The organism is Paenibacillus glycinis, assembly GCF_009909185.1.
Taxonomy (GTDB): Bacteria; Bacillota; Bacilli; order Paenibacillales; family Paenibacillaceae; genus Paenibacillus_Z; species Paenibacillus_Z glycinis.
Map to the genome: position 1 here is coordinate 96851 of NZ_JAAAMV010000002.1, position 25078 is coordinate 121928.

General features: G+C 60.5%; 19 protein-coding genes. 5 read left to right on the plus strand and 14 right to left on the minus strand.

The annotated features are described in order from the left end of the window. Window positions 1-425 precede the first annotated feature (425 nt). The 11 genes from GT019_RS04570 to GT019_RS04620 form a co-directional block, all read right to left on the minus strand. A complete protein-coding gene (locus GT019_RS04570; protein WP_161741573.1) occupies window positions 426-1403 on the minus strand; it encodes an aldo/keto reductase in 978 nt (325 codons plus the stop codon). Window positions 1404-1564: 161 nt separating this feature from the next. After that, complete coding sequence (locus GT019_RS04575) at window positions 1565-2581, minus strand: potassium channel family protein (protein ID WP_161741574.1); 1017 nt, start codon at window positions 2579-2581, stop codon at window positions 1565-1567. A 117-nt stretch (window positions 2582-2698) separates the two neighbouring features. Continuing rightward, window positions 2699-3091: a DUF350 domain-containing protein gene (locus GT019_RS04580; RefSeq protein WP_161742115.1), complete on the minus strand. Its 393-nt coding sequence runs from the start codon at window positions 3089-3091 to the stop codon at window positions 2699-2701. Then, window positions 3091-3783 (minus strand): hypothetical protein, encoded by a 693-nt coding sequence (locus tag GT019_RS04585; protein WP_235946889.1) that lies wholly within the window; start codon window positions 3781-3783, stop codon window positions 3091-3093. Before GT019_RS04585 ends, GT019_RS04580 begins: the two co-directional genes overlap by 1 nt. Before the next feature lie 2 nt (window positions 3784-3785). After that, entirely contained in the window at window positions 3786-4985 is a 1200-nt protein-coding gene (locus GT019_RS04590; RefSeq protein ID WP_161741575.1) for a glutathionylspermidine synthase family protein, read from the minus strand. Then, window positions 4982-5722: a hypothetical protein gene (locus GT019_RS04595; RefSeq protein WP_161741576.1), complete on the minus strand. Its 741-nt coding sequence runs from the start codon at window positions 5720-5722 to the stop codon at window positions 4982-4984. The genes GT019_RS04590 and GT019_RS04595 overlap by 4 nt, the downstream gene beginning before the upstream one ends. A gap of 29 nt (window positions 5723-5751) precedes the next feature. After that, the gene (locus GT019_RS04600) at window positions 5752-5967 is read right to left on the minus strand and encodes a hypothetical protein (protein ID WP_161741577.1); all 216 of its coding nucleotides are present in this window, start codon (window positions 5965-5967) and stop codon (window positions 5752-5754) included. Between the two features lie 417 nt (window positions 5968-6384). Continuing rightward, window positions 6385-6705 (minus strand): thioredoxin family protein, encoded by a 321-nt coding sequence (locus GT019_RS04605; protein ID WP_161741578.1) that lies wholly within the window; start codon window positions 6703-6705, stop codon window positions 6385-6387. Between the two features lie 20 nt (window positions 6706-6725). Beyond that, window positions 6726-7076, minus strand: a complete 351-nt coding sequence (locus GT019_RS04610) for a MerR family transcriptional regulator (protein WP_161741579.1) — start codon at window positions 7074-7076, stop codon at window positions 6726-6728. 273 nt (window positions 7077-7349) lie between these two features. Beyond that, on the minus strand, window positions 7350-15743 hold the full coding sequence (locus tag GT019_RS04615; protein WP_161741580.1) for a GH36-type glycosyl hydrolase domain-containing protein: 8394 nt from the start codon (window positions 15741-15743) through the stop codon (window positions 7350-7352). A 210-nt stretch (window positions 15744-15953) separates the two neighbouring features. Then, window positions 15954-16877, minus strand: coding sequence for a tyrosine-type recombinase/integrase (locus tag GT019_RS04620; RefSeq protein ID WP_235946891.1), 924 nt, complete (start codon window positions 16875-16877; stop codon window positions 15954-15956). A 420-nt stretch (window positions 16878-17297) separates the two neighbouring features. Between GT019_RS04620 and GT019_RS04625 the strand changes: the two genes are divergently transcribed. After that, window positions 17298-17534: a hypothetical protein gene (locus GT019_RS04625; RefSeq protein ID WP_161741581.1), complete on the plus strand. Its 237-nt coding sequence runs from the start codon at window positions 17298-17300 to the stop codon at window positions 17532-17534. A gap of 332 nt (window positions 17535-17866) precedes the next feature. Then, window positions 17867-18280 (plus strand): hypothetical protein, encoded by a 414-nt coding sequence (locus GT019_RS04630; RefSeq protein ID WP_161741582.1) that lies wholly within the window; start codon window positions 17867-17869, stop codon window positions 18278-18280. Window positions 18281-18508: 228 nt separating this feature from the next. Here GT019_RS04630 and GT019_RS04635 read toward each other — a convergent pair whose 3' ends face one another. Next, on the minus strand, window positions 18509-18970 hold the full coding sequence (locus tag GT019_RS04635) for a hypothetical protein (RefSeq protein WP_161741583.1): 462 nt from the start codon (window positions 18968-18970) through the stop codon (window positions 18509-18511). A gap of 493 nt (window positions 18971-19463) precedes the next feature. On the opposite strand from GT019_RS04635, the gene GT019_RS04640 reads away from it, so the two are divergent. Both GT019_RS04640 and GT019_RS04645 read left to right on the plus strand, forming a co-directional pair. Continuing rightward, window positions 19464-20351: an ABC transporter permease subunit gene (locus tag GT019_RS04640; RefSeq protein WP_161741584.1), complete on the plus strand. Its 888-nt coding sequence runs from the start codon at window positions 19464-19466 to the stop codon at window positions 20349-20351. Further along, complete coding sequence (locus GT019_RS04645) at window positions 20348-21268, plus strand: ABC transporter permease (RefSeq protein ID WP_161741585.1); 921 nt, start codon at window positions 20348-20350, stop codon at window positions 21266-21268. Before GT019_RS04640 ends, GT019_RS04645 begins: the two co-directional genes overlap by 4 nt. 127 nt (window positions 21269-21395) lie before the next feature. On the opposite strand, the gene GT019_RS04650 is transcribed toward GT019_RS04645, so the two are convergent. Then, entirely contained in the window at window positions 21396-23489 is a 2094-nt protein-coding gene (locus tag GT019_RS04650) for a PBP1A family penicillin-binding protein (RefSeq protein WP_161741586.1), read from the minus strand. A gap of 336 nt (window positions 23490-23825) precedes the next feature. Between GT019_RS04650 and GT019_RS04655 the strand changes: the two genes are divergently transcribed. Then, window positions 23826-23996 (plus strand): hypothetical protein, encoded by a 171-nt coding sequence (locus GT019_RS04655; protein ID WP_161741587.1) that lies wholly within the window; start codon window positions 23826-23828, stop codon window positions 23994-23996. A gap of 93 nt (window positions 23997-24089) precedes the next feature. Here GT019_RS04655 and GT019_RS04660 read toward each other — a convergent pair whose 3' ends face one another. Then, window positions 24090-25073, minus strand: a complete 984-nt coding sequence (locus GT019_RS04660) for a carbon-nitrogen hydrolase family protein (RefSeq protein WP_161741588.1) — start codon at window positions 25071-25073, stop codon at window positions 24090-24092. Window positions 25074-25078 lie beyond the last annotated feature (5 nt).

The window sequence follows — 25078 nt, forward strand, 5'->3', positions numbered from 1 at the left end:
AAGGACCTCGTTCAACTTTTGATTAATGTCAGCATTAATAAGTTCAGATTTATGATCGATTATTTTTAAATTATTGTTTCTTTCTTGGACTTCATCATTGAGTGAAGCGATTTCTTACTGTAATTCCAAGATTGTTCTATGCTCAGGTTGAAGAAGAGACATGAGTTGCTCGTTCTGCGCGTTTAATGCAGTAATATGATCTCTTGTTTTATTGAGTTCGACTTTGATGCTTTTTATCCGAAAAAAATCCATGAAACTCATGTAATAACTCCCCATTCCAAATGTTATTTTTCCATATTAATGCGTGACTATTAAATCATACCATTTTTAGTTCCAATGTACTATTTTCCTATAAACGAATTCAAAAAACCACTGACAATAATGTCAGTGGTCATGCTGAATATCTCTTTTTATTAAGACCGTATTTAAGCGCCTTGCAGGACGCCGCGCACGAATGTGGCTTCCTCCGCGTTCAGCGGGTTGCCCGCTCCCCGCGCGTTGGATTCCACCTGTTGGGCGTTCTTGAAGCCGGGAATCACGCACGCATGCGGAGATTGCGCAAGCGCGTATTGAATCGCCACCCGCACCAAATCCTGGACCTCGCCGCCGAACCGTTCTTTGACCGGACCGAGCCGGCGGCGGATCTCCAGCAGACGCTCCTTGGTATACGCCGCGTTGGAAGCCCGAATGTCGCCCTCGCCGAACCGGGGCGGATGCTCCGGTTCGAACTTGTCGAGCAGCAAGCCCTGCGACAAAGGCCCGAACAGCACGATGCCGAGCTCCCGCTCGTCCGCCCACTTGAACAGGTTCGTGTCCGGCTGATCGAACGGGCTGCCGAACGCGTTGTAATGGAATTGCAGCACATCCGGCCGCGTGATCGGACAGACGCGCATGAAATCCCCGTAACCGTAGCCGGATTGGCCGATGACGCGCACTTTGCCTTCCTTCTGCAGCTGGCGCATCGTATCGGCCGCCTCCTCCAGATACAGATCGTCCGGACCGAAATTCGTATTGTGGAAATAATGAAGGTCCAAATAATCCGTGCTTAAATTCAAGAGCGTCTGCTCCAGCTGATGCCGGATATGCAGCGGCTGCATCGCGTTCGGTGCCGTACCGCGGAACCAGCCGACTTTGGACGCGATCACGATTTCCTCGCGCGGGACTTCCTTCAGAAACCGTCCGATGACGCGCTCCGAATGACCGTCGCCGTATACGTCCGCCGTATCGAAATGATTGATGCCGAGCTCGAACGCGCGCTTCAATCCGGCGAGGGACGCGTTGTTGTCATGGCCTGTCCAGCCGACCGCTTCGCCGTCGCGCCACGATGGCCCGCCGATCGCCCAACAGCCTAAGCTTACCTCGCTAACCCGTAAACCGGAACGTCCCAATACGCGATATTCCACAGCGCTTACTCCCTTTTCCTGGTTCGGATGCCATATGCGCCTCCATTTGGAATCATACCCAAGAAGCGGAGTTCTTGGAAGTACGCACTTTCGCTTCACCTAGTTACCTTTTCGTAACGATCGTGCCGTCCGGCGAAAAAAAAGAGACCCGAAGGTCTGCTTCATTTGCCGGCAATCGCGCGGTATGTCGCCTCGTCGGCGATCATGTACAATCTCGCGTCCGGCGGGATCGGCACGGCCAGCTTGCGGTTGACCCCGAGATCGCCGCGGTCCGAGATCAGCGTCGCGCCTCGCGCGAGCAGGTCCTGGAAGGCATCCCCGTACGTCCGCCAGCCCGGCTGCACGGGAACCTCGTAGATATCGTCGCCATGCTGCCGGCTGAGCAGCTGGCTGAAGATCTCCGAATTGCCTTCCTGCAGCGCCGCGCGGACGGCAAGCCGCGAGATCGCGTCATGGGACAGCACGAATTCGTTGACGTTGATGTAGCGGAAGTTCTGGATGTTCTTCTCCTGCACGATCTCCACCGTCGAATGAATGCCCGGCGCGAGCCGCTCGATGCTCGAAGCGATCAGCAGCGATTTCCCGTCGGCCAACGCGGCCTCGTCGATGCGCGAATCCGCGAAGACGATCGCCGACCGCGCGGTCAACAGGTTCGCTTCCGCCAGCGTCTCGTCGGAGGCCGGGTCCCCGCTGATGAAATGCACATTGCTCCGCCGCTGCAGCGGATGCCGGTCGGACTCGTCGATGATGACGATCTCCGCCTCGGGCAGGTAGGCCAGAATTTCCTCGACCGCATACTGGGCTTTCTTGCTCCAATTGATGATGATGAAATGATCCTTCCCTTGAAAGCTCAATTCACCGGCCTCCCTCTGGCGTTGAATGGATGCGATGGAATCGATGACCTTGCCGATCAGGAGACTGAGCAGCCCGATTCCGAAGATATACAAAAAAATGGTAAGCAGCTTGCCCAGCACCGTCTTGGCGTAATAATCGCCGTAGCCGACCGTCGACATCGTCGTCAGCACCCAGTACAGCGCGTTGAACCAAGAATGGAATGTATCCGGCTCCAGCATGTAGGCGAGCGACGTGCTGACCAGAATGAAAACCGCCGCGGCGAAGACGAGCGACGTGTTCTTGAAGTGCATCGTTTTTAGGAACAATCGCAGGAAAAAATACATCTCTGACCCTCATCCTCTTCGGCTCTATTCGGGCGATGCCGCAAAAAAATGGCTCTGCCGGCTTGCGTGCGGGCAGAGCATGTTGAAAAGTTTCAAGCGACAAATCAAGCGGCGCGTCTACACGATCAGGCTGCTGACGGCAAAGCTCGTGCCCAGAAAAACGAAGCAGAGCAGGATGCCGATAGCCGTGTTGCCCTTCTGCAGATGCTCGGAGATCTTGAGTCCGGGCGTGATCAGCTCGAAGAGCCAGTAGGCGGCGATCAGGCAGACGTACCCGACCGCGAACCACAGCATCATGTACCAGATGGACGTATTCGTATAGGCGGACACGCCGAGAATGATCGCCGTCGCCAGAAATTTGCCGCCCAGAGCGAGGCCGACGGCCATATTGCCCTTCCGAAGCTCTTCCAGATCCTTGAACGGCGTCATCCAGCTGAAGATGAGCATCCCGATCAGCTGAAGCAGGAAAATCACGATCACACTCACGACGATATTGGTCACGACGACCATCATGCCCACCCCCTGAATTTTGCGTAAGCCAAGTCATAGTCGACGTAATCATGGATTTCCTCGACCTTGATCGGCACTTTCTTCAAGCTCTTAAGCGATTTGTAACGATCTTCGTCGATCGGCTGCTTGAGCTGGTTGCCCGAAGGCAGCGTCAACACCGCGAAGTTGCGCGTCTTGCCTTGATATTCCGTCTTGTACACGCCGACAAGCGGGACCGTCGTTTGCAGCGAGATTTTGAGATTGGCGAGATCCGCCTTCGCCTTGGCCTCGTCCGGATACGACTTGATCGTCGTCCATGCGGACAATTGGACCTCGTCGTGGCCGCTGGCGCCGGTCGTCATGTCGGCGCTCATGAATTGCATCGTCCAGACGCTGTCGCCGGTCGCGTAATTGCCGTCGTTGGGGAGCAGCGCATTGTCGGGCAGAATCGTCATGTCGCTGCCGATCAGATCGCCTACCGTACCCTTCACGATCTTGTAGTCCCACGGAATCCGGTTCGTATCGCCGCCGGCATCGGCGGTCGCCGTATCCGAATCGGTATGGAAAACGGTTCGCTGATCGTTCGCGCACGAGCTGAGAAGCGCGACGGCGAACAGCGCGAGCATCAGGAATCCAAGCGGCTTCAGCAGGCGGCGGGATCGGGTCCCGGCCGCGCGGGATGCCGCGAGTTGGCTTGCATGGTTGTCTGTCATAGTCAATCCTTCACTCCCAACGGGATAAAATGACTCGTATTGCCGGTAATCAGGCCGCCGGCTCTGCCAAGCATGCCGCCCGGCTTGCCGTTCAGCATGAACATGCCCGTCAGCAGATGGAACTCGCCCTTCGCCGTCCGGATGCGGGCAAGCTCCGCCCGCTTCTGATAGACGATCGGGAACAAGACGCTCGTATCGAACCCGTCCCGATCCTCCACTTCCAGCTGGCCTTGTTTGTCGAACAAGCGAACGGAGCCGCCTTCGCGGCCGAACATCGACTTGGACACGAAGCTGCCCTGGAAGACCGGTTTATTGTAGGTCGGCAGCATGTAACGCCTGATCGTCTTGCGCTCCTCGGCGTCGAACAGCTGTCCGAGCTCGTACAGCCCCCAGACCGCCGCTTGCAATCCCTTGGATTGAAGCAGGATGCTGTGCGGAGCGTTGAACAGCGCCAGATGGCCGTTATCCACCGCGTAGAGCAGCGCGTCGCCGCCTTCGTCGATGGCCAGCCATTCTTTCGGATACAAGGCGAACATCCGCTTGATCGCGGTGCCGGTTCCGTCCTTGAGCACGCCTTCGTCCACCCACAGCTCGAGACAATCGACGCAGCGAACGTCGAGTCCGCTGTGGCGAACAAGCGCTTCGATCGTGCCGGAATCCTCCAGATGCTCGCCGTACCCGACGCAAGCGGCCGCTTCGGGCCGTTCCTCCGCCCATGCCGCGGCGACCAACTCCGCCATCTTCGCGTTCGGCGATGAAATGCCGGCCTTCTCGCACAGCCACGGCGTCGCGATGGCGGATTCGACGTAGCCCGTCGGCGTATCCGCATTCAGCTCCAGCAGCTTGATCGTTCCGTCGGCGGCAATCGCGAAGTCGAACCTCGCATAGCGGCTGATCAAGCCTTCGGGCGGCAGCGGCAGCAGATCGAGCGTATCCCACAAAATCTCGGGAATGCCGATCAGCTCGTAAAGCTCGCGTTTCCCGACCAGATGGCGAACGGCCTTGTCGAGTATGAGCCACAGCTTCGCGGACGCGAGCTCGAGCTCGGCGTGCGTCTCGCTCGGCATCAGCACGATCTGGTCGATCCAGTATTCTTCAGTCTCCAGGTCCGCCCAAGCGAAGCCGAGCTCGTTCAACCGCGCGACCCGGGCGGCGCGGTCCGGATCCGGTTCTCCCCATACATCGAATATCGACTCCGTCAACCGCCGAATCCTCCGGACGAATGAGAGCTGCTGCTCGAGCCGGACGAGCTCGATTTCGACGAGCTGAATACGCTGGACGGCTTGGAGCTGCTCGAACCCGAGCTGCTCACGCCGCTCGACGTGCCTCCGATGCCGCCGGGCTTGGAGGACGAGGACCGCCGGGTGATCGTGCCGGACGCGGCGGTCGTCTTCGGATGCACGGTCGAGCCCACGACGGGCTTGTTCTGGAAGTTGCCGCTCGAATAGCTCTTCGTCTTGTAAGGCGTGCTCGTTCCCGCGTAATAGGTCGTGTGCGAGCTGGACCAGGAACGCGTCGAATACGAGGAACCGCCGTTAAACAACAAATGATACAGAATCAGATCGTCCCAGCCGAAGCCGGAAGAATAGCCGCCGTTATTGATGATGATCGTATCGCCGGAGCCGCCGCCCTGGCTGACCGCTCCTGTCCCCGCGGCCGGGTCCGTGCCTGTTCCCGCGGCTTCCTCGTCTTCTTCCAGCAGCGGAATGTTCCAGTCGACCGCCGGATCGAAATACGTTTTGACTTCGTCCGAAGACCACTCGACCAGCTTCGGCTGATCGCCCGCCGCCGTGCCGTCCGCGGCATACGACGAGGATCCGAACACGGCGCTCGCGAGCATCGCGATGACCATCGAGGTGGATAATATCCGAAGCGGCTTGCCGTCCTTCGTAAATAGCTTGGATCTCGCCGGTTCATCCGGTTTGGCTTCCCATTTCAACTGCGCTTCCCCCTGTCGCTGACGGTGTATCAATCGTTCTGCATCGGAACGACCAGAATTTCCAGCTTGCCGTTATCCAAATTCAGCCGGCCTTCCAGCGTCTCGTATTCGCGCGCGCCGACCGTAATATAGTTCACATGCTCGAGCGAAGCGACCATGTTCAGCGACCATGTCCGTTCGTCGATCCGAATCAGCTCGCCGCCTGCGCTCTTCTCGTACAAGACGACGGATATTCCATTATCCAAACGCGTACACCCTTTCGAACTTGGAGTTTCTACCAAGATTTACAGTAAACGACCAACGAAAGAATTGTCAATGAAAGACTTGTCAAGAAATGTTGGAAAACCTCGCTTTCTGCTCATTTGTCATTTGGAAATTATTTGTAATTTCCATCATTCACTTATTCAAGTTACGTAGCTCCGGTTATAAAGATTCACAATTTTATCACGAAATAGAGTCCTTGCAAGGAGGTGATAAGAATAACCGGAACCGGCTGTCCGATCGACAAAGCCTTCCCGGTCCATGCAGCGCCGCTTTCCGCGGAACCAGCAAACAGGCACGATTAACTTGGGCCGCCGACATATAGCTGTCAACAAAAAAAGCCGCGCCAGGCGCAGCTTGGTAGATCATTAATGCCATTAAATAAACGAAGAAACGATTCGTTACGCCATGTATTTGGCGACCAGCGTCTCGTAGACGGCTTTCGGCCGAAGGCCGACGAGCTTCTCCACCGGCTGGCCGTCATGGAACACGATCACCGTCGGCATCGACATGATGCCGTATTCCGTCGCGATCCTCGGCGAATCGTCGCAGTCGAGCTCGAGCACCGCCAGCGCGTCTCCGTGCTCCGCGCCCAGCTGGTCCAGCAGCGGCTTGATCGCCTTGCACGGCGGACACCATGCGGCCCCGAATTCGACCAGCGTCACGCCTTCCTGCCTGATTCCTTCATGAAACGTAGCATCGTTCACCGCGATCATCGTCATGTTCGTTCCTCCCGGTACGGTTATTGGCTTTCCTGTATCGACCGGATACGGTCCAGCAGATTCGTCCGGATCTGGCCGAGCTGAAGCAGCTGGGCATCGATCTCCTGCAGCTTGCGCTCGTAGATCGGAAGCACCTCCGCGCAGAACGCCTCCTTGTTCTTCAGCACGCAGTTCAGAAAGCTGCCGATCTGCTCCGTCGTGAGCCCGAGCGATAAATAAAACTGAATCGTCCGCACCTGCTCCTCGGCCACCCAGTTATACGTCCGGTATCCGTTGTCCATGCGCACGGAAGCCAACAGTCCCTCCTGCTCGTAATAACGCAGCGAACGGACGCTCGCCCCGGTCCGCTTGGACAATTCGCCGATTTTCATGCCGCCCTGCCTCCTTCTCCGATCGTTACGCCTTCATTATAAACCCTGCCATTAACGTCAGGGTCAAGTCGTTTTTTCAAAGCTGTCCCGCTCCGGCGGTCCGCCGGCTGCGTACCGATCATGGAGACGCTTACTGCGTGCCGATCATGCGGGCGTTGGCCGAGAACGCGCAAAAAGCCGCAGTTACGCGGCTTTTTGCGGGTTCTGGCTATATTGATATTGCAGGTTCACGATTCGATGCCAAAGCCTGCTCCGCATCCGCTGCGAACACGGTTATAACGTCAGTTCGATCACATGCTCCGCCTGATCGTCCTCCAGCGCGACGAACGGACTATCGTCCATCAGCTGCGCGCCGAGCTCGGCTTCCTTGCCGTTAATGCGCAAGGACGCGCATCCGCCGGATTTGCGCGACGGATTATAGACATGGATGCGATAAGCCGTGCGCTTGTACGTATACGTGACGCTGAATTCCGGCCATTCGGCAGGGATGCACGGCTTGATCAACAGCCGATCCCCTCTTCGCTTCAGCCCCAATATCCATTCGATGCCCGCTTGGTACATCCAACCCGCCGCGCCGGTGTACCATGTCCAGCCCGCGTGGCCGCGATGCGGCGGCTCCGTATAGACGTCGGCCGTCATGGCGTACGGTTCGCCGACGTAAGTGCGCGCCTCGAACGCGGACTTCGTGTGCGTGATCGGGTTGAACATATGGAACAGCTCGAATGCCTTGTTCCCGTCGCCGAGCATGCTCCACGCCACGATGCTCCAGATGACGCCGTGCGTATACTGGCCGCCGTTCTCGCGAATGCCGGGCGGATAGGCTTGAATATAGCCCGGGCTTGGCTTGGTTTTGTCGAACGGCGGCGTCAGGATGTGCGCGACGGCCAGATGGCGGTCGACCAGCTCGCGGTCGAAGGAGCGCATCGCCTGCTGCGCGCGGTCCGGCGGCGCCATGCCGGAGATGACCGACCAGGATTGGGCGATGGCGTCGATGCGGCATTCCGCGTTGTGGACGGACCCGAGCCAATCGCCGGCGTCGGTGAACGCGCGGCGGTACCAGTTTCCGTCCCAGGCCGCTTCCTGCATGGCCTGCGCGAGTTCGCGGCGGGCGTTCGCGTAACGCTCCGCGCGTTCCCGCTCGTCGCGACGCTCGCAGATGCCGGCAATGCCCTGCAGGACATCGCCCAGGAACCAGCCCAGCCATACGCTCTCTCCGCGCCCGTGCGGGCCGATATTGCTCATGCCGTCGTTCCAGTCGCCGATGCCCATGAGCGGCAGCCCGTGCTCGCCGAACCGCAAGGCGCGGTCCACCGCGCGGAAGCAGTGCTCGAGAATCGTGGCGCTTTCCCGCGCCTGCACGGTTTCCTCGTACCGTTCGTGCTCGTCCTCCTTCAGGAGCTCGCTCTGCAGGAAGGGCGCGATTTCCGCCAAAATGCTCTCGTCTTCCGTGTGTTCCAGATAGCGGACCACGGCATACGGCAGCCAGAGCAGATCGTCCGAGAAGCGCGTGCGGATGCCGCGGTGCGTCTCTTCGTGCCACCAATGCTGCACGTCGCCTTCCAGGTATTGATGCGAGGCATGGCGGATGATCTGTTCCCTCGTCATGTCGGGCCGGATATGCAGCATGGCCAGCGAATCCTGCAGCTGATCGCGGAAGCCGAAGGCGCCGCCCGCTTGATAGAAGGCGGTGCGCGCCCACATCCGGCAGGACAGCGACTGGTAGAGCAGCCAGTTGTTCAGCATGATATCCATCTCGGGCGAAGGCGTGGCGACCCGGATCGTGCCGTTCACGTCTTTCCAGAGCGCGCGCATGTCCTGCAAAGCCTGCTCGCAGGCGTCAGCTTCGCCGTATTTCAACGCCAGCCGCGCCGCGGATTCGCGGGAATCGCCGCAGCCGAGCAGGATGTGGACCACGCGGTCCTCGCCCGGTTCGAGCGATATGGAGGCTTGCACGGCACCGCAGGCATCGTACGCCGGTCCGGTCTCGCCCGAGAGGCGCGCCATGCGCATCGCAGCCGGGTCCTCGAGATCGCCTTCGCGTCCGATGAACGACAGCCGGCTACCCGTCCATGACGGTTCCGCGTCCGGCTCGCGCGCGCGGATCGCGAGGAACGGGGTCGCCTCCCGGAACGTGTCCTGGTACGTGTTCCGCGCCAGGAGGATGCGCGCGTCCGCATCCCATTCCGAGACGATGCTGGAGGCGTTCCCTTCGCGGTGCACGCCGATGACCCACTCGGCGTAATACGTCACGGACAGCTTCCGCACGTCGCTCGTGCCGTTGCGCAAGCGCAGCCGGACGATTTTGACGGAATCCTCCGGCGGGACGTACACGGTCATCTCGTGCCGGAGCCCGTGGCTCTCGTGCTCGAAGCGGGAATAGCCCTGCCCGTGCGCAACCGCGTAAACCGCCGTCGAGTCCGATTTGCGGGTCGGAGCCATGCCCCAATATTCGCCGCTCAATTCATCCCGCACGTAGACGGCTTCGCCCGGCGGATCGAGCGCGGGGTCGTTGGACCACGGCGTCAGCTTGCATTCCCGGCTGTTGCGCCACCAGGTCTGGCCGGTGTACAGCTCGGAGGCCAGGAAGCCGAAATTCGCGTTCGCGACCACGTTGATCCATGGCGCGGGCAGATGCTGGCCGCCCCGCAGCGTGATGCGGTATTCGCCGCCGTCCGGCGAGAAGCCGCCGTAGCCGTTGAAGAACAGCTCGGCGTTCTCCTCCGGCGCCGGCTTGGCCGGGTAACGGTTGGGCGGCGCGACGGGCGCGAGCTCAGGCGTCCGATCGGCGCGCGCGGGATCGTGCGGCAGCAGCTGGGCTCTCAAGCTCGGCCCGTCCGCATGCAGGATCAGCCGGGCCGCGGCGAACAGCAGATGCTTGTCCTCGTCCGATTGCGCGGATGCCGCGATGATGTGCACGCCGGCGCCGTTGCCCTGGTTATGCACGTACTGCTCGATCATCCGCTGCAGCGCGTCCCTCAGCTCCTGCTGATAGCCGCCGGAGGACTCGTTCCAGATGACGAGATCGAAGCCCAGCCCTTTCCGGCGCAGGTATTCATACCCGACCAGCAGCTTGTTCATGAACGGCAGGCTCGACGTATCGTCGATGCGGGCCAAGGCGATCGGCCGATCGCCGGACACGCCGTGCGCCCACAGGCCGGGCTGGCCCTTCGCGTTGGCGGCGATGCCGACCTCCTGCTCCGGCCTCAGCGGCGAAGCGAACAGGATGCGCCCGGCCAACAGCTGGTAAGCGGCCGCATCGGCGTCGGCGATGTGCAGATGCTGCAGGTCGATCTGGCTTCTCGTCCATGCCAGCTGAAACGTATGCTCGGCCTGCCGGGGCGGCGACAGCCGAGCCGCGATATCGAGCGCCTGCTCCCTGCTGTCGGCGGCGCCGGTCACGGCCGTCAGGCTGACCTGCTTGCCCGGCTCGACGCGGACGCGCCTGCGCATGATGAAGGCCGGGTCGGCGACGGAGCCGACCGCGCCGCCGAGACGGGCGTCCAGGCCGCGCGGATTGGCGAGCGTATGTCCCCGTCCGATGAAGGCCGCGCGGTCGGTCTCGAATTCCGCCTCGCCTTGAACGCCGTCGTCCCCCCCAAGGACGTGAAACGCCCATATGGACGCTTCGCCTTCGTTGCGGGGGCGTTTGCGGGCGAGCAGGCACTGCGCCTCCGAAGCGAATTCCGTCTGCAGGAACAGCTTCGTGAAGGCCGGATGGGCTTTGTCCGCGTCATGGGCGGCCAGCGCAAGCTCCATGAACGTCGTCACTTCGACGATTCGCGCCTCCCCCGTCGCGTTGGTCAAGGTCAACCGGCGAAGCTCCGCGTTATGCTCGGCCGATACCGTCACCTCCAGCGTCGTCAGCAGCCCGTCGTCCTCGCGCCGGAACGTCGTCCGCTCCTTCAGGAATTGCACGCTCTGCCGATCGGCTTGCTTGCGGCACGGCAGGTAAGACGGGGACCAGCTGACGTTGTTCGCCACGTCCCGAACGTACATGAAGCTGCCCCACGGGGTCATGACGGGATCCTCCCGCCAACGCGTCAGATCGAGGCCGTTGTACCGGATGAAGCCGCTGCCGGTTTCCGTGAGGACCGTGGTCAGCGCGCCGTTGCCGTGCACGTTCGCCTCGGGCACGGGCGCCGGCACCTCCGCGAATTCGCGCAGCGGGTCGTTGTGCGCCGGCCGGGGCGCGCCGCCGTTTCTCGTCTTGCCCGGCAGCTCCCGATCCAGGATCGCGGACTTCGGCGGGATCCGCTCGATGAGCAGCAGCTCTGCGGCCCGAACGCGCTTGTCCGCGTGAAAATAATCGATCATGCATGCCGGCGCAAGCATGTTCGCCAGCGTGAGCAGGCTCATGCCTTGGTGATGCGCCATGAAGCTGCGGATGACCTTATGCGATTCGCCTTGCGGCAACCGGCCGGCGGTAAAATCGATCGCCTCGTAGTAGCCGTACTGCCCGCGCGCGCCGAGCTCGTCCAAGCGCGCCAGGTTGCGCATGCCTTCGCGCGTTGCGAACGGGAGGGCCATGATCGCCGCATACGGCGCCACGACCAGGTCTTCTTCGAGTCCCCGCTTGAAGCCGAGTCCCGGCACGCCGAACGCGCGGTATTGGTAATTCAGCTGATAATCGAACGCGTAATAGCCCGATTCCGAGATGCCGAACGGCACGCCTCGTTCCTGCGCGTATTCGATCTGACGCCGCACGACCCCGCGGTACGTGCTGTCCCATACCGTGCCCGGATACGTCCGCATGATCAGCCACGGCATTATGTATTCGAACATCGTGCCCGACCAGGAAATCAGCGCCGCGTGGCTGCCCTGCTTCTTGGCCGTGCGGCCGATCGCCAGCCAGTGGGCGACCGAGATCTGCCCGAGGGCGATGGCGACGAAGCTCGTCTGCCTCGCTTCCGACGCCAGCAAATCGTAAAGTATCGTATCCCGCCGGCCGGAATCTGCATGGTAGCCGAGCACGAACAGCTTGGCTTTATCGTCGTACAGCTGACGGAAATCCGTCGCGACGATCAGCCGTTCCAAGCGGTCGACGAGCTCGTAGCCGCGGCCGACCCACGCATTCGCCGCGGACGGCAGCTCGTCCTTCTCCCGATGCATCGCCTCTTGCCGCGCATCGTAGAAGTCTTCCGGCCGGACCTGATCCAGCTCCACGGCGAATTCCGCGCCGACGGCGGACAGATGCCCCCGGCTGCGCCTCGTTCCCCCGCTTTGCCGTCCGTCCTCCCGCAGCCAGCGAAGCAGGCCTTGCTTGACGGTCATCAGGCTGGCCACGAAATTGCCGGAATCCACCGTCGAGACGTAGGCCGGATGCAGCAGCCCCAGCGTGGACGTGTCGTACCAGTTGTACAAATGGCCGTTCCACTTCTCCATCCGTTCGACCACCTCGACCGTCCGCTCGAGGCGTTCCACGAGCACCGGCGTCGTGATGAACTCCAGCTCCCTCGCGGCCACGGCCGCCGTCAGCAGAAAGCCGATATTGGTCGGCGACGTGCGGTGGGCGACGCCGTTCGCGGGCTCGACCTGCACATTGTCCGGCGGCAGGAAGTGATCCTCTCTCCCGGCGTAGTCCTCGTAAAACTGCCAGATTTCCTTGGCCAAGCCGCGGAGCTGCTCCGCGTCCGCCGCTTCGAGCGGCCGTTCCACTTCGACTGCGGGCTGATCCAGCCAGCGAACCGCGAGCGGCGCAAGCGCCCAGAAGAGGCACAGCGCCAGCCCGAACCACATGAGGCCGCCAAGCGGCTGCAGCACGGTCGCGGCCGCGAACAGCACGATCAGCGAATAACCGCCGCCGGCGCCGAGTATCGTGCTGCGCCGTGCCTGCCCCTGCGTTCGTTCCGTTTGGGAGAAGCTGGTCCATTCCAGCATCCGGCGCTTGCTGAAGGCCATGCGGTATAAAGTCTTGACGATGGCATCGAGCAGCACGGCGGTCTGGAACGGAAGCGTCCAGAAGCCGATGCCGGCCAGCACCAGCGTCGACAACAGGCGCTTCGGGTGCGGATCGGCCGGATTCATGCCGGCGAGCTGCCTGATCAGCGGCAGCAGCAGCGTGGCGATCAAGAGCGTCAGCCAGCGCGCCGGATACCCGGGCAGCACGGTCACGGCCAGCGCGAACAGCGCGAAGATCGCGATCGGCAGCAGGCTGCGCCGCAGATTATCGACGATCTGCCAGCGCGTCAGCAGGGAGAGATCGATCGGCTGCAGCGCGCCGCGCCGGTCGCAAAGCTTGGCGCGAAGCCAGCACAGCAGCTGCCAGTCGCCGCGAATCCACCGGTGCATCCGTTTCTGGAAGGAAAGAAACGTCGACGGATGCTCCTCGATCAGCTCGATGTCGGACACGAGCGCCGCCCGCAGAAACCCGCCTTCGAGCAAATCATGGCTCAGCACGGTGTTGTCCGGGATGCGCTCGCCGAGCAGGCGGGCGAATATGTCGACGTCGAAGATCCCTTTGCCCGTGAAGATGCCCGCGCCGAGCGCGTCCTGATACGGATCGGAGACGGCGAACGCGTACGGATCGATGCCGGGGTCGGACCAGAAATAAGCCAGCCGCGAACGCATGGCGGATTCATGGCTGGTGCCGACGCGGGGCTGCAGCACGCCGTAGCCTTCCACGACCCGCGTGCCCGCTTTGTTCAATCGCGGCCGGTTGTACGGCAGATGCAGCGTGCCGATCAACCGCTGCGCGCTGCCGAGCGGCAGCTGGGTGTCGGCGTCGAGGGTAATGATATACCGGATGCCGGACATCGCGTTCCGGTCGCCGTGCGCCACCTCGTAGCTGGTATCCCCGCTGCCGCGCAACAGCTCCACGAACTCGACCAGCTTGCCCCGCTTGCGTTCCCAGCCCATGAATACGCCCTCGCCGGGGTTCCACTTCCTGGCCCGCTGGTAATAATGAAAGGTCGAGCCGCCTTCTCCGCCATACAAGCGATTCAATCGGTCGATGCAGGCTTTGCCCGCGGCGACGAGCGGCTCGTCCGCCGGGAGGCGTTCTTCCCCCGCATCGGCGAAATCGCCGAGCAGGGCGTAATGAATATGCGGGTCCCGATTGCCCAGGTAGTGGATTTCGAGCCGATCGGCAAGTTCCTCCACCTCTTCGGCCGTCGACCAGATGGCCGGTATGACGACCATCGTCGCGGCTTCGGGCGCGATGCCGTTCGAGTAATCGTACCGCAGCAGCGGCTTGACCCGGCAGATGCGTTCGATCCCGAAATGCAGTCCCGTCATGACCCATTCGCTGACGGGGAACAGCAGGGCGAACAGGACCGCGACCATGCCGGCGGCGGAAACGGTACGCCAATCGACGATCCACGCCGCGAGCGCGATCATGAGCAGCGCGAACAGCCCGAGCAGCGAGGCGAAATAGTTCGCGGGCGCGCGCCCGGCCAAGCTGGCGGCCGGCATGGCGCGCGGCTCGCTGCATCGCTTCAATGCTTGAACCAAGCGGTTGACGCCCGCCGGTTCGAAGACGTAGTACGCCGCAAAGGCTTGGCGCGCGAGCTCGTCCTGCGGCTGCGCCGCCGGCGGAAGCGCGTCCGAAGCAAGCGCGGCGGGGGCAACCGCTCCTCCGGCATCCCGGCGTTCAACCGCTCTCGATTCGGCTGCCTTCATCTCGGCTGCTCTCGTATCGGCCGCTCCCGTATCGGCGCCAGCAATCTCGTATTGCTGCTTGGCTAGCGCGAGCGATTGCGTCGCCACGAGGCTTTCCGGCACGCGCATGCGTCTTGCCAGTTCCTCGATTCGATTCAGGATCTCGTTCCTGCTGCCCGCGTCCAATCGGGGGTAGAGGCCCGTGACATCCTCGCGCATCGTGCGATCGAGCAGACTGATCCCCTCGAACAATTCCGCCCAATCCCTGCGCTCGTTGCTGCGCAGGCTCGTGATCAGATTGCCTGCTTTGACTTGATAGGCGGCCTGAAGCTTGGCTTCGTAGGTGACGACGCGGTCGAGATCCTCCGAGCCGTTCTCGTATTTGCAGACGAGCCATTCGCGTATGGCGGCCGAATCGCCCGACCATTCCCGCAGATGGCTGATCAAATGCGCGGCCCACGGACCGGACAGCGGCTCGCCCTGCCCCGCTTGCTCCAATGCCTTCCCGATGGCGTCCGCGCTCAGCTTGGACGGCTCGATCCGCTTCAGCAGCTGCTGGACCCCGCTGCACACTTCCCGCCGATCCCGCACCAAAGCCATCGTTTCGGCGATCTTGCCGATAAGCGATACCTTCAGCATGATCGGAATCGCCCGGGTCTCGGCGAGCGTCAGCGCGGATACTTCCTGATAGGCGTTAAGGAAGACGCGCAGCGTTCCCTCGTCGAGAATGCCGTCCGCCTGATCGAGGTACGCCAAGCAAAGCGCATGGATGCGCAGTCGTGCTTCCCGGCGCAGCCGCGGCAGATGGACAAGCGACGGCTTGGCCAGGTGCAGCTTCACGTCGAGCGCCTGCTCTTCGATGAACTCCGCGTTGTCGAGCAGCCACTCCTCGGCCTGTTGGCCGCAGCCGACCGGCTCGCCCTGCAGCAAAGCGACGAACGATCGAATGCCGGCGATGTCCGCTTCGAAATGTTTCTTTATATAACCGGGCTGGCTAGCCGCGGCTTTGGTATGATGCTGGAGCGCCAGCTCGTGCGCATGCTGGCTGAGTTGTTCGATAGTGGTAGACATGGATGGTTCCTCTCGGGAAATCGGTGTAGGATCGGCAATGCAACGCTTTCGTCCGGTGCGTCCGGAAATCGTTGGACTACCAAATTATTCCCATCCAAGGCGAATTTTATAAATTCGAACGCTTAACTTCGGCGCGAAACGGCCAAACGGCAAAAAAACCAGGAGCCGCCCATAGGCGGACATCTGGTTTGTGCATGTTTCTTCCGGTGATTAACGGATCGCGCGCAGGGGGATGTTGATCGTGGACATCGCTTCTTTCTTCTGGCTGTCGTTGACATGCGTGTAGATCATGGTGGTCTCGATCGAGGCATGCCCCATCAGCTCTTTCACGACGCGGATATCGACGCCGTTCTTCAGCAGCATCGTCGCGAACGTATGCCTTAATTTATGGCAGGACAGCTTCATGTCCGCGAGATCCGGATGTTGTTCCTTGAAGGCCGCGAAGGTCAGCCCGGCGATCTTTTGGATCTGGCGAATGGACAACCGTTTGCCCTTTTGCGAGACGAAGAACGCGTCTTCCTTGGCGCGGTAAGGCGCGATCCGCTCCTGCTCGACCTCGCCGAGCACCGACAGCAGCACCTCGGGCACCGGTATTTCGTTCCATTTGCGCCCTTTGCCGAACACCTCGATGATGCCCTTCGCCTTCTTGAAGTCCCGCAGATTCAAGCGGTGGATCTCGCCGACCCGCAGGCCGCAATAGCTCATCAGCAGGAAAATGCCGATGTTGCGGCTGCGGTAACGCCCGCCGACATGCGCAAGCGTCGCGACCAGCTCCTCTTCCTCGAGGTACACCGGCTTCTTGTTCTTCTCGGTCTTGGATTTCTTGACCTCCAGCGCCGGGTTACGCGAGGCCATCTCGAAATCGATCAGCGCCGCGTAAAAGGCTCGAATGGCGGAAAGCGTTCGGTTCCGCGTGCGGTCTCCGGCGGTAGTCCGCTTGGATACCAGAAAAGCGATCACGTTCATCTTCCCGGCGGCGTCTGCCGCGAGTCCGTCCAACGATTGCAGATAAGCCTCGATTTCTCTCGCATATTCCTTTTGCGTCGCATTCGTATAGCCCGCTTGCTTCATCCAGATGCGAAAGGCATGGGTCTGCGCCCCGTAGATTTCTTCCAGCTCGTATCGACCAGGCAATCCGCGTTCACCTCGTTCTATTATGTAAGCCTATCGGCAGCGAGAACCTATTAAAGCCGTTCTGATCCGAAAGTGCGCAAAACACTGATTTTGCGCACTTATTATAGCATAAATCGGAGCCTTTGTTTATTAGTTTACATAACTATTGTTATGTATACTCTTTTCATCTTCTCGTGGATTTCCGCAGCTTTCATGCTCCTTCTCCCCCATTGCCCATCTGAAAAGCTTCCTATCGTCTAGCGGGACATTTGGCGTTGATCATTTGCCTCCCTGGCAAATATCCAAGCATTTGGTAGCGCGACGACATAACTTAAAGAGACTTGAAACATAGCAACCGACGTCCCCCCAGGCTGATAAGGTCAAAGAGTCGAAGTTGGCAAGTCGTTGCGATGCGCTATGCATGAGACTACGAACAAGGAGATGGCACGATGGGTAAATGTAAATGTCCGCCTGGACCGGCGGGACCGCGCGGTCCGCAAGGACCGGCCGGCCCTGCGGCTGAAGGACCGCAATTGCTTCAAGGACTTGCTGGCGCGATTGGAGAAGCCGGAGCGGCAGGACTTGCCGGCGCGCTTGGACCGGCCGGCTTGGCCGGACTCGCGGGGGCGATCGGCGCTGCTGGCCCGGCTGGGCTTGCGGGACTTGCCGGCGCGCTAGGAGCAGCCGGACTGGCTGGGGCGACGGGTGCGCAAGGGCCGGCAGGACCTGCGGGGGCAGCGGGACCCGCTGGGGCGACGGGAGCCGCCGGCACTGCCGGTTCGCAGGGACCTCAAGGCCCGGCAGGACCTGCGGGAGCGCAAGGACCCCAAGGAACGACCGGTGCAGCCGGGACGCAAGGACCTCAAGGTCCTTCAGGCGCAGCAGGAGGAATAATTCCGTTTTCGACGGGAATCATCCTCAGCGGCGCGGCAGTCGTATCCGCTGCTCCGATCTTAATGGGCTTCGGCAGCAGCACGGTCGAAGTAATCGACGGTTCCGGAGAATCGACGATGCCGCCCGAAGCCGGCGGGTTCGCGTTCCCGGTTCCGTTCGCGGGTACCGTCCAGAACTTGCAAATCAGCGCGGATCTGCTGGTGGCTTCCGTGGTATCGATCAATACGCTCGGTCTTCAATACGATTTTACGGTATTCCTCTCGCCTTCGGTTCCGAATAACGGGATCGATCACAGCTCGTCGGCATACGTGACGACGCCGCTCACGAGCTCGGTTCGATTCGGATTCCCGAATAATGTCATTACGGCGGGCACCTTCCGCTCCGCTACGAATATCAATTTGGGCTCGTTGGTCGTCGCGGCGGGCGACCGCATCGGGATTCGCGTCAGGACGCTTGCGTCGACGGATCCTTCGGCAGCCGACATTACCCAACTCTCGTTCAGCGCGACTTTATCCTACACGCCTTCATAATCGCCGCTCATCTGCCGAAATTTCGGGGAAGGCTATATGTTCTTGGCTAACGTGCATGTCAAGAACATATAGCCTCAATTTGGGAAATTATGTTTTTGGAGGAGCTAGTCGGATACCAGTTCCTGACAATAGATTACATAACTTTAGTTATGTAATCTATTTTATTTCCGATCCGTACATAACCGCACGGGAAAAGGACGCAGTCACCGCGCCCTCCATGCTTACCCTTCAAATCCATCTCGTGAATGATTTATGAACCACCGCGACCTTATTCTTTTCCGCCCATGCAGCGAGATCCGCGAGGCCTTGTTCTTCGTCGGCGCAGAATCGAAAACAGAGCGGCACGGGAACGATCGCTTTTCCGACCGGCTTTATTCCGAGCACCGGCCTGAAATAGCCCCTCTTGAGTATGACCTTGATATCCTTCGCTTCAATCGTCCTTCCGTTCAGTCGGAGCTTGCCTTGGCCTAGATGAAGTTCTGTCGGTTTCTTAAACGCGCTGTACAACGACCAGACCACTGCAACCAAGCAATAGAACGCCAGCATGGCCGGAACGAAGGAAAGCATTAGACGTTCCGGCTGTTCCCAATAACGAATGGCATTCATAAGCATTAGCGCGCCTATTGCCGTGAGGGCGATCATGCTCGTTACCCCGGAGGGATGTTTGACGGCATGGCGAATGGTTTCCATAAATCGTATCCCCTTCCGTAACCGGATAAACGACCGCGCTAGCTTCCGGGCCGGCGCAGCGCAGCCCTAATCGGACGCAACGTTCCCGTCATAGCGCAGATAGCATGTTTGAAAAGGAACGGCTCGCGCGCCCCCTGAAGATCGGCCTCCGTACCGCCATGCTTCAAGACGGGAACGGCATGCACGTAATCCGGCTCATACCTGCGGGTCAAACGAGGGTACACGGTCATCCGAGATCGCTCCTTCGGAAATAAGCTATTCTTCCATTCTATCAGATGACGTCCCGGCCGGAACGAAAATCGTGCCGCAGCTTGCCTTGTTTTCATTAAAAAAGCCGTTCCTCCGTCCGTTCGACGATTTTCGCGCCTCTTTGCCGCCGGAAAAGGTAAATTTTTAAACTTACATGGCGTTTCGTCAAGTCTTGTATTTATTATGTTAGGGGCTATACTTGAAAAATGATCAAATGAAAATCCAAATGAAAGGAAACGCTTGCATGCCAAAAGCCTTACAACTCGCCTGGATCGTTCCCGGAACGCTCTTGGTCGTCCTTCTGTTTGCCATGTTCCCCGCGGTGCTGCATTCCGATCCTATGGATGGCGTGCTTCACGTCGATTGGAAGAACGGGTTTTCCAGCATCCGCGATTATGTCGAGGGGTTCGGGAACGGACAAGCCTTCCGCTACTTATCCGGAAGCAACGAATTGTCGTTCTGGTCGCAGATTGGCGACAGCTTCTCCATCACGCTGTTCTATATGGCCGTCGGCGCATTGGCGGGGATCACGATCGGCGTCCTGCTCGGGGTTTATTTCGCGGTTAGCCGCGCCGCTTGGCTGAAACGCATCCTGGAGTTGACGAGCGTGCTGCCGGATTTCGTCATCGTGCTCCTCCTGCAATTCCTCATCGTGTATCTCGCTACCGAGACCGGATTCGTCTTCTTCAAGGTCGCGAGCCCCACGATGGATGATCCCGCGATCGCGCTGCCCTTGCTGTCGACCGTCATTATCCCGGCCAACTATATGATCCGCAACGTCGCGCTGCATATGAATCTGACGCTGACCGAGGATTACATCAGCTTCGCGAAGGCGCGCGGTCTCGGCAAAACGTACATTATTTTCTTCCATGCGGTGCCGAACGTGCTGCCCTACCTCAAAGCGGACCTGCATAAGTTCATGGGCATCCTCTTCGGAAACTTGTTCATCTTCGAATACTTGTACAATCTCAACGGCGTGACCTTGCTGGTCTTCTCCAACGCCTTCGCATTCGGGAACTATCAGTACAATCTCGTCGTGAACGGCATTCTTACGCTATTCGTGCTTTATGCCATCATTTTCGCGTTGCTGCGATTCTTCATTTACGGCTGGGAGAAGGTGGTCGTGCGATGAATAAAACTTTGTTCGCGGGTCTATTCATTACGCTCGTCATTATGGCGGCCGCGCTCTTCGGCAAATATTTCGCCCCGCACGATTTGAACGAGTCCCAACAAGTCAGCTACCACGTCGATCCGAACGGCGAAAGCACGTTGATCGTGCCGCCGACGCCGCCGTCGGGCGACTATCCGTTCGGCACCGATAAATACGGCTACGACATGATGGCCAAATTGTTGGCGGGGGCGCCGTACACGATCTTCGGCTCCATCGGGGTCGCGTTCGCACGACTGGCGATCGGCGGCACGCTTGGCTTGATGCTCGGCTTTTTCGGCCAACCGAAGAAATGCCGCGAAGGACGCTTTTCCATCTGGAACCTGCTGAACGGCATTCCGATCTTCATCATCGTCTGGATGATCATGATCGGCATCACGATGAATCCGTTGACCTCCACCCTCAAGATGACGCTGATTCTCACCGTCGTGCTGGCGCTCGCCGGCATCCCGTCCGTTGCCTCCACCATGCGGGAGAAAGCGATGGTCCTGCGGGAAAAGCAATTCGTGCTGTCGGCCAAATCGATCGGAGCCAGCCCCTGGACGATCGTTCGCACGCATATCTTCCCGCATATGAAGGAAAGCTTCATCATTCTGTTCGTGCAGGAAATCGTGATCGTTCTCGGCTTGTTCGGACAGCTGGCGATCTTCGATATCTTCCTCGGCGGCACGAAAATGACCTTCGACCCCGTCGAGTATTCCAGCCTCACGAACGAATGGAGCGGGCTTATCGGCGCCGCAAGGGACAATGTGTACATGTACCAATGGGTGCTCTTCATTCCGCTCGCCGCGTACATCCTGTTCATACTCGGCTTCCATCTGATCTCCGTCGGGCTCGAGCAGCTGTACAGGAAGCGATTCGCCAAGGTTTCCCAGATCTGATCGAACGTCGCATGCACATAAACGCAAAGCAGGAGCCGGGCGATATTCGTCCGGCTCCTGCTTTTGCGTCTTGGCATTGTCGATCGTGAAAGCGCGAGTACCGCCAGTCGTTGTCTTCGCCGCCCGGCTAGGCTGGCCCGTGATGCTCCTGCGGATGAGGCTTTCCGTGCTTGCCGGGACCGCCCGCGGGCGGATGATGCGGCTTGTCGTCCGCGGGCGGGCGATCCGGTTTATCGTGATGCTTGCCGGGCTTATCGTCATGGTTCTTCCCGGGCGGCGGCTTAGATTCCTCGTTCTTGCCGTCGTCCGGCGGGCGTTCGTGTTTGGCCGGGATGCCCGGCGCATTCGGAAAGTCCAGCACCGGCTCTCCTTCGAGCGCCTCGCCCATCAGCGCCCGGAAGACGGCCGCCGCCGCCTTCGACGTCGTCGTCAAATAATGGCTCGCGTCCGTATGATCGTATCCGAGCCACACGGCGCCGACGAGCTGCGGCGTATAGCCGACGAACCAATTGTCCTTGATTCCCTCGCCCCCGGTGCCCGGCATCTGGGTCGTTCCCGTCTTGCCGGCGAGCGGGCGATCCCCCAGCGCGGCCGCCTCACCCGTCCCGTCGCGCACGACGTCTTCGAGCACGGACGTCATCGTTCGGGCTACCGCCGGATCCGTCGTCCGTATGCCGGCATTCTTCGGCGCTTCCGCCAGCAGCTCGCCGTCGGCGGATTCGATGCGGCTGATCGCATGCGCCGGCATGCGCGTCCCGTCGTTCGCGAACGCGCCGAACGCCTCGGCCATATCGAGCGGCGATACGCCTTCCTGCAGGCCGCCCAGCGCCAAGGAGAGCGTGCGGTCCGCGTCCGTCAGCGCGATGCCGAAGCGGGCGGACGAATCCATGCCGGCATCGATGCCGATATCGTTCAGCAAGCGCACGGCCGGAATATTGTAAGAGTTGACGATCGCGTCATGGATCGATACTTCGCCGTGGTAGCCCCCTCCGGCATTCTGCGGCCGGTAGCCGCCGAAATCCACCGGCTCGTCGAGCAGCTTGTCGTCGGGGCCGTATCCTCGTTCGAAGGCCGGCGCGTACACCGAGATCGGCTTCATCGTGGATCCGGGCTGGCGCTTCAGCTGCACGGCACGGTTAAAGCCACGGAAAGGCTGATCGCCCCGACCGCCCACCAGCGCCCGTATCCCGCCGTCGCGCGGATCGACGAGCACGGCACCGCTCTGGATGAGCTGATCCGACGCGCTGGATGGAAATACGTCGGCTTGCGCATACACGCGCTCGGCCGCCTGCTGCATGTCCGTATCCAGCGCCGCGTAGATGCGCAGCCCCCCATGCAGCACTTCATTCTCCGTCAGGCCGTACTTGGCCGCCGCTTCGCGAATGATCGCATCCACGTAATACGGATATTTCATGGCTTCCTTGGCGTTCGGCTCGGAACCCCCGAGCACGATCGGAGCGCGGTTCGCCGACGCGTACTCGTCAGCGCTGATCATGCCTTGGTCCCGCATCAGCTGCAGCACGACGCCGCGGCGCTCCTTGGCCGCGGTCAAATGCTTGCGGGGCGATAGCGCGGACGGCGCCTTGATGATGCCCGCCAGCAAGGCCGACTCCGACAGCGTGAGCCGTTCGGCCTTTTTGCCGAAGTAGACCGCGGCCGCCCGTTCGATGCCCCAGGCACCTTCGCCGAAATAAATCTGGTTGAGGTACATCGTCATGATCTGCCGCTTATCGTACTGCTGCTCGATCTTCTGGGCCAGCAGCACTTCCTTCCATTTGCGCGTCCACGTCCGTTCCTGCGACAAGAAGACGTTCTTGGCGAGCTGCTGCGTAATCGTGCTGCCGCCCTGTACCGTCTTCCCGCTTAACAGATTGGTCGCCATGGCGCGTCCGATCCCCCAAGCATCGGTTCCGCCATGTTCGAAGAACCGTTTATCCTCCACGGCGACGACCGCGTCGACCAGCTGCTTCGGCAAGCTGTCGTAACTCGCGGGCTCGGGCGTGTTTTGCGTTATTCGGGTCGCTTCCTTCCCGTCCATGTCATAAATGATCGTCGGCGCCGGCAGCGGCTTCTCCAGCAGGGAAATATCCTGCTTCGCGACCAGCATGCCGAATACCGCCCAGCCGGCGGCCGCGAACAGCGCGCCCGCCAGCACGACGATGACGATAGCTTTCGTCCACCTCATCCGTTTCGGAGCTTTTTCTTTATTGACTGTTTTCATGCGATTGCCCCCATGCGCTTCCTTGCGATCTGCGTTCATTCTCATAGTCATTCGCAGCGATGCGCGATTTTCGGTGCGTTCCGGAGAAAGAAACATCGGACCCCGGGAGAGGAGCATGTCCTGTCCGTACGTTCGCGCGGCCATAAGGACATCAAAAAGCTTGATCGCTCAAGCTATTCTCCGATTGCCGGCGGCGCCGGCATGCTGATGCCGGATGTCGCTCGCGCAGCCGCGGCCGATCTCGGCAGTTTCATCGTCCGCTGCTGAAATGAATCCTGCCCGCATAGGATAGTGCTATGAGGTTCCGCATAAACCAGCTCGAGGAGATGAATTGCCTTGCATGCCGGAAAAGCGATTCGCCTGTTTCTCGTCGGCCTTGTCTTTGCCATCGTCGCGATCGGCCTCCTGCCGTTTCTGGTCGTACTGAACTGGAGCGATCTGTACGGCTTGTCGGAGATGGACCCGCCTTCGTTTCCCGTGCCGTTCCTGCAGAAGCTCTTCAAGTAGCGGCCGCAGCCGGTATCCAAAGCGAAAGGCCGCCTGTCGTCAGGCGGCCTTTCGGGATAATAAGCCCTTCCTCCAACAATCCCATGGCGTGCTTCAAAGCGGCGATCGGCGTTCGTCCAAGCCGTTCGGGCCGGCCGCGCGAACGATCTCCTGTTTCCGCTCGTTGACGACGAGCTGGAAAACGTCCGGCCGGCTGTAGTGGCCGACCGCGTCAAAGTCGAAGCGGCTTTCCGCGACCTGCGAAAGATCCAGCTCGGCGAACAGGATTCCTTCCCGATCGTACAGCGGCTCCGCGACGTATTCGCCAAGCGGTCCGACGACGGCGCTGCCTCCTCGGCAGAGAATATCGCGGTCGTCCCGAAGATCCGCATGCGCCGCATAGTCCGCGGGGTAGGAAGCCTTGGTCGCAAACTGGTTGCAGGACACCACGAAGCAGCGTCCCTCGCAAGCGATATGCCGGATCGTTGCCTGCCACGTATCCCGCGCGTCCGCCGTCGGCGCGAGGTAGATGTCGACGCCCTTCGCGTACATCGCCGCGCGGGCGAGCGGCATGTAATTTTCCCAGCAGATAAGCCCGCCGATACGTCCGAACGGGGTATCGATGACGGTGAGCGTGCTGCCGTCTCCTTGCCCCCATATGAGCCGCTCGGAGCCCGTAGGGACGAGCTTTCGATGCTTCCCCAGCAGCGCTCCGTCCGGACCGATGTAGACGAGCGAGTTATACAAGGTGCCTCTGCTGAATTCCTGGTCGCGTTCCACGACGCCGATGGCCAGATATACCCCCAGCTCCTTGGCCAATTCGCCGAGCAGGCGCGTTTCGGCACCCGGCACGTCGATGGCGCCCGTCCAGTAACGCGCCCAATCCTTGCGTCCGTCATCCGTGCGGCTGCCGACGCGCGCGCCGAAGCGCAAGCCGCGCGGATACCCGGGGAGAAAAGCTTCCGGGAAGACGATCAAGCCGGCGCCTTGCCCGGCCGCTTCCTTCGATAGACTTGCGATCCTGTCCAGCGCGGATTCCTTGTCGAACAGGATCGGCGCGGCTTGGACGACCGCGATTGTGATCCGTTGCGCTTTCATTCCAC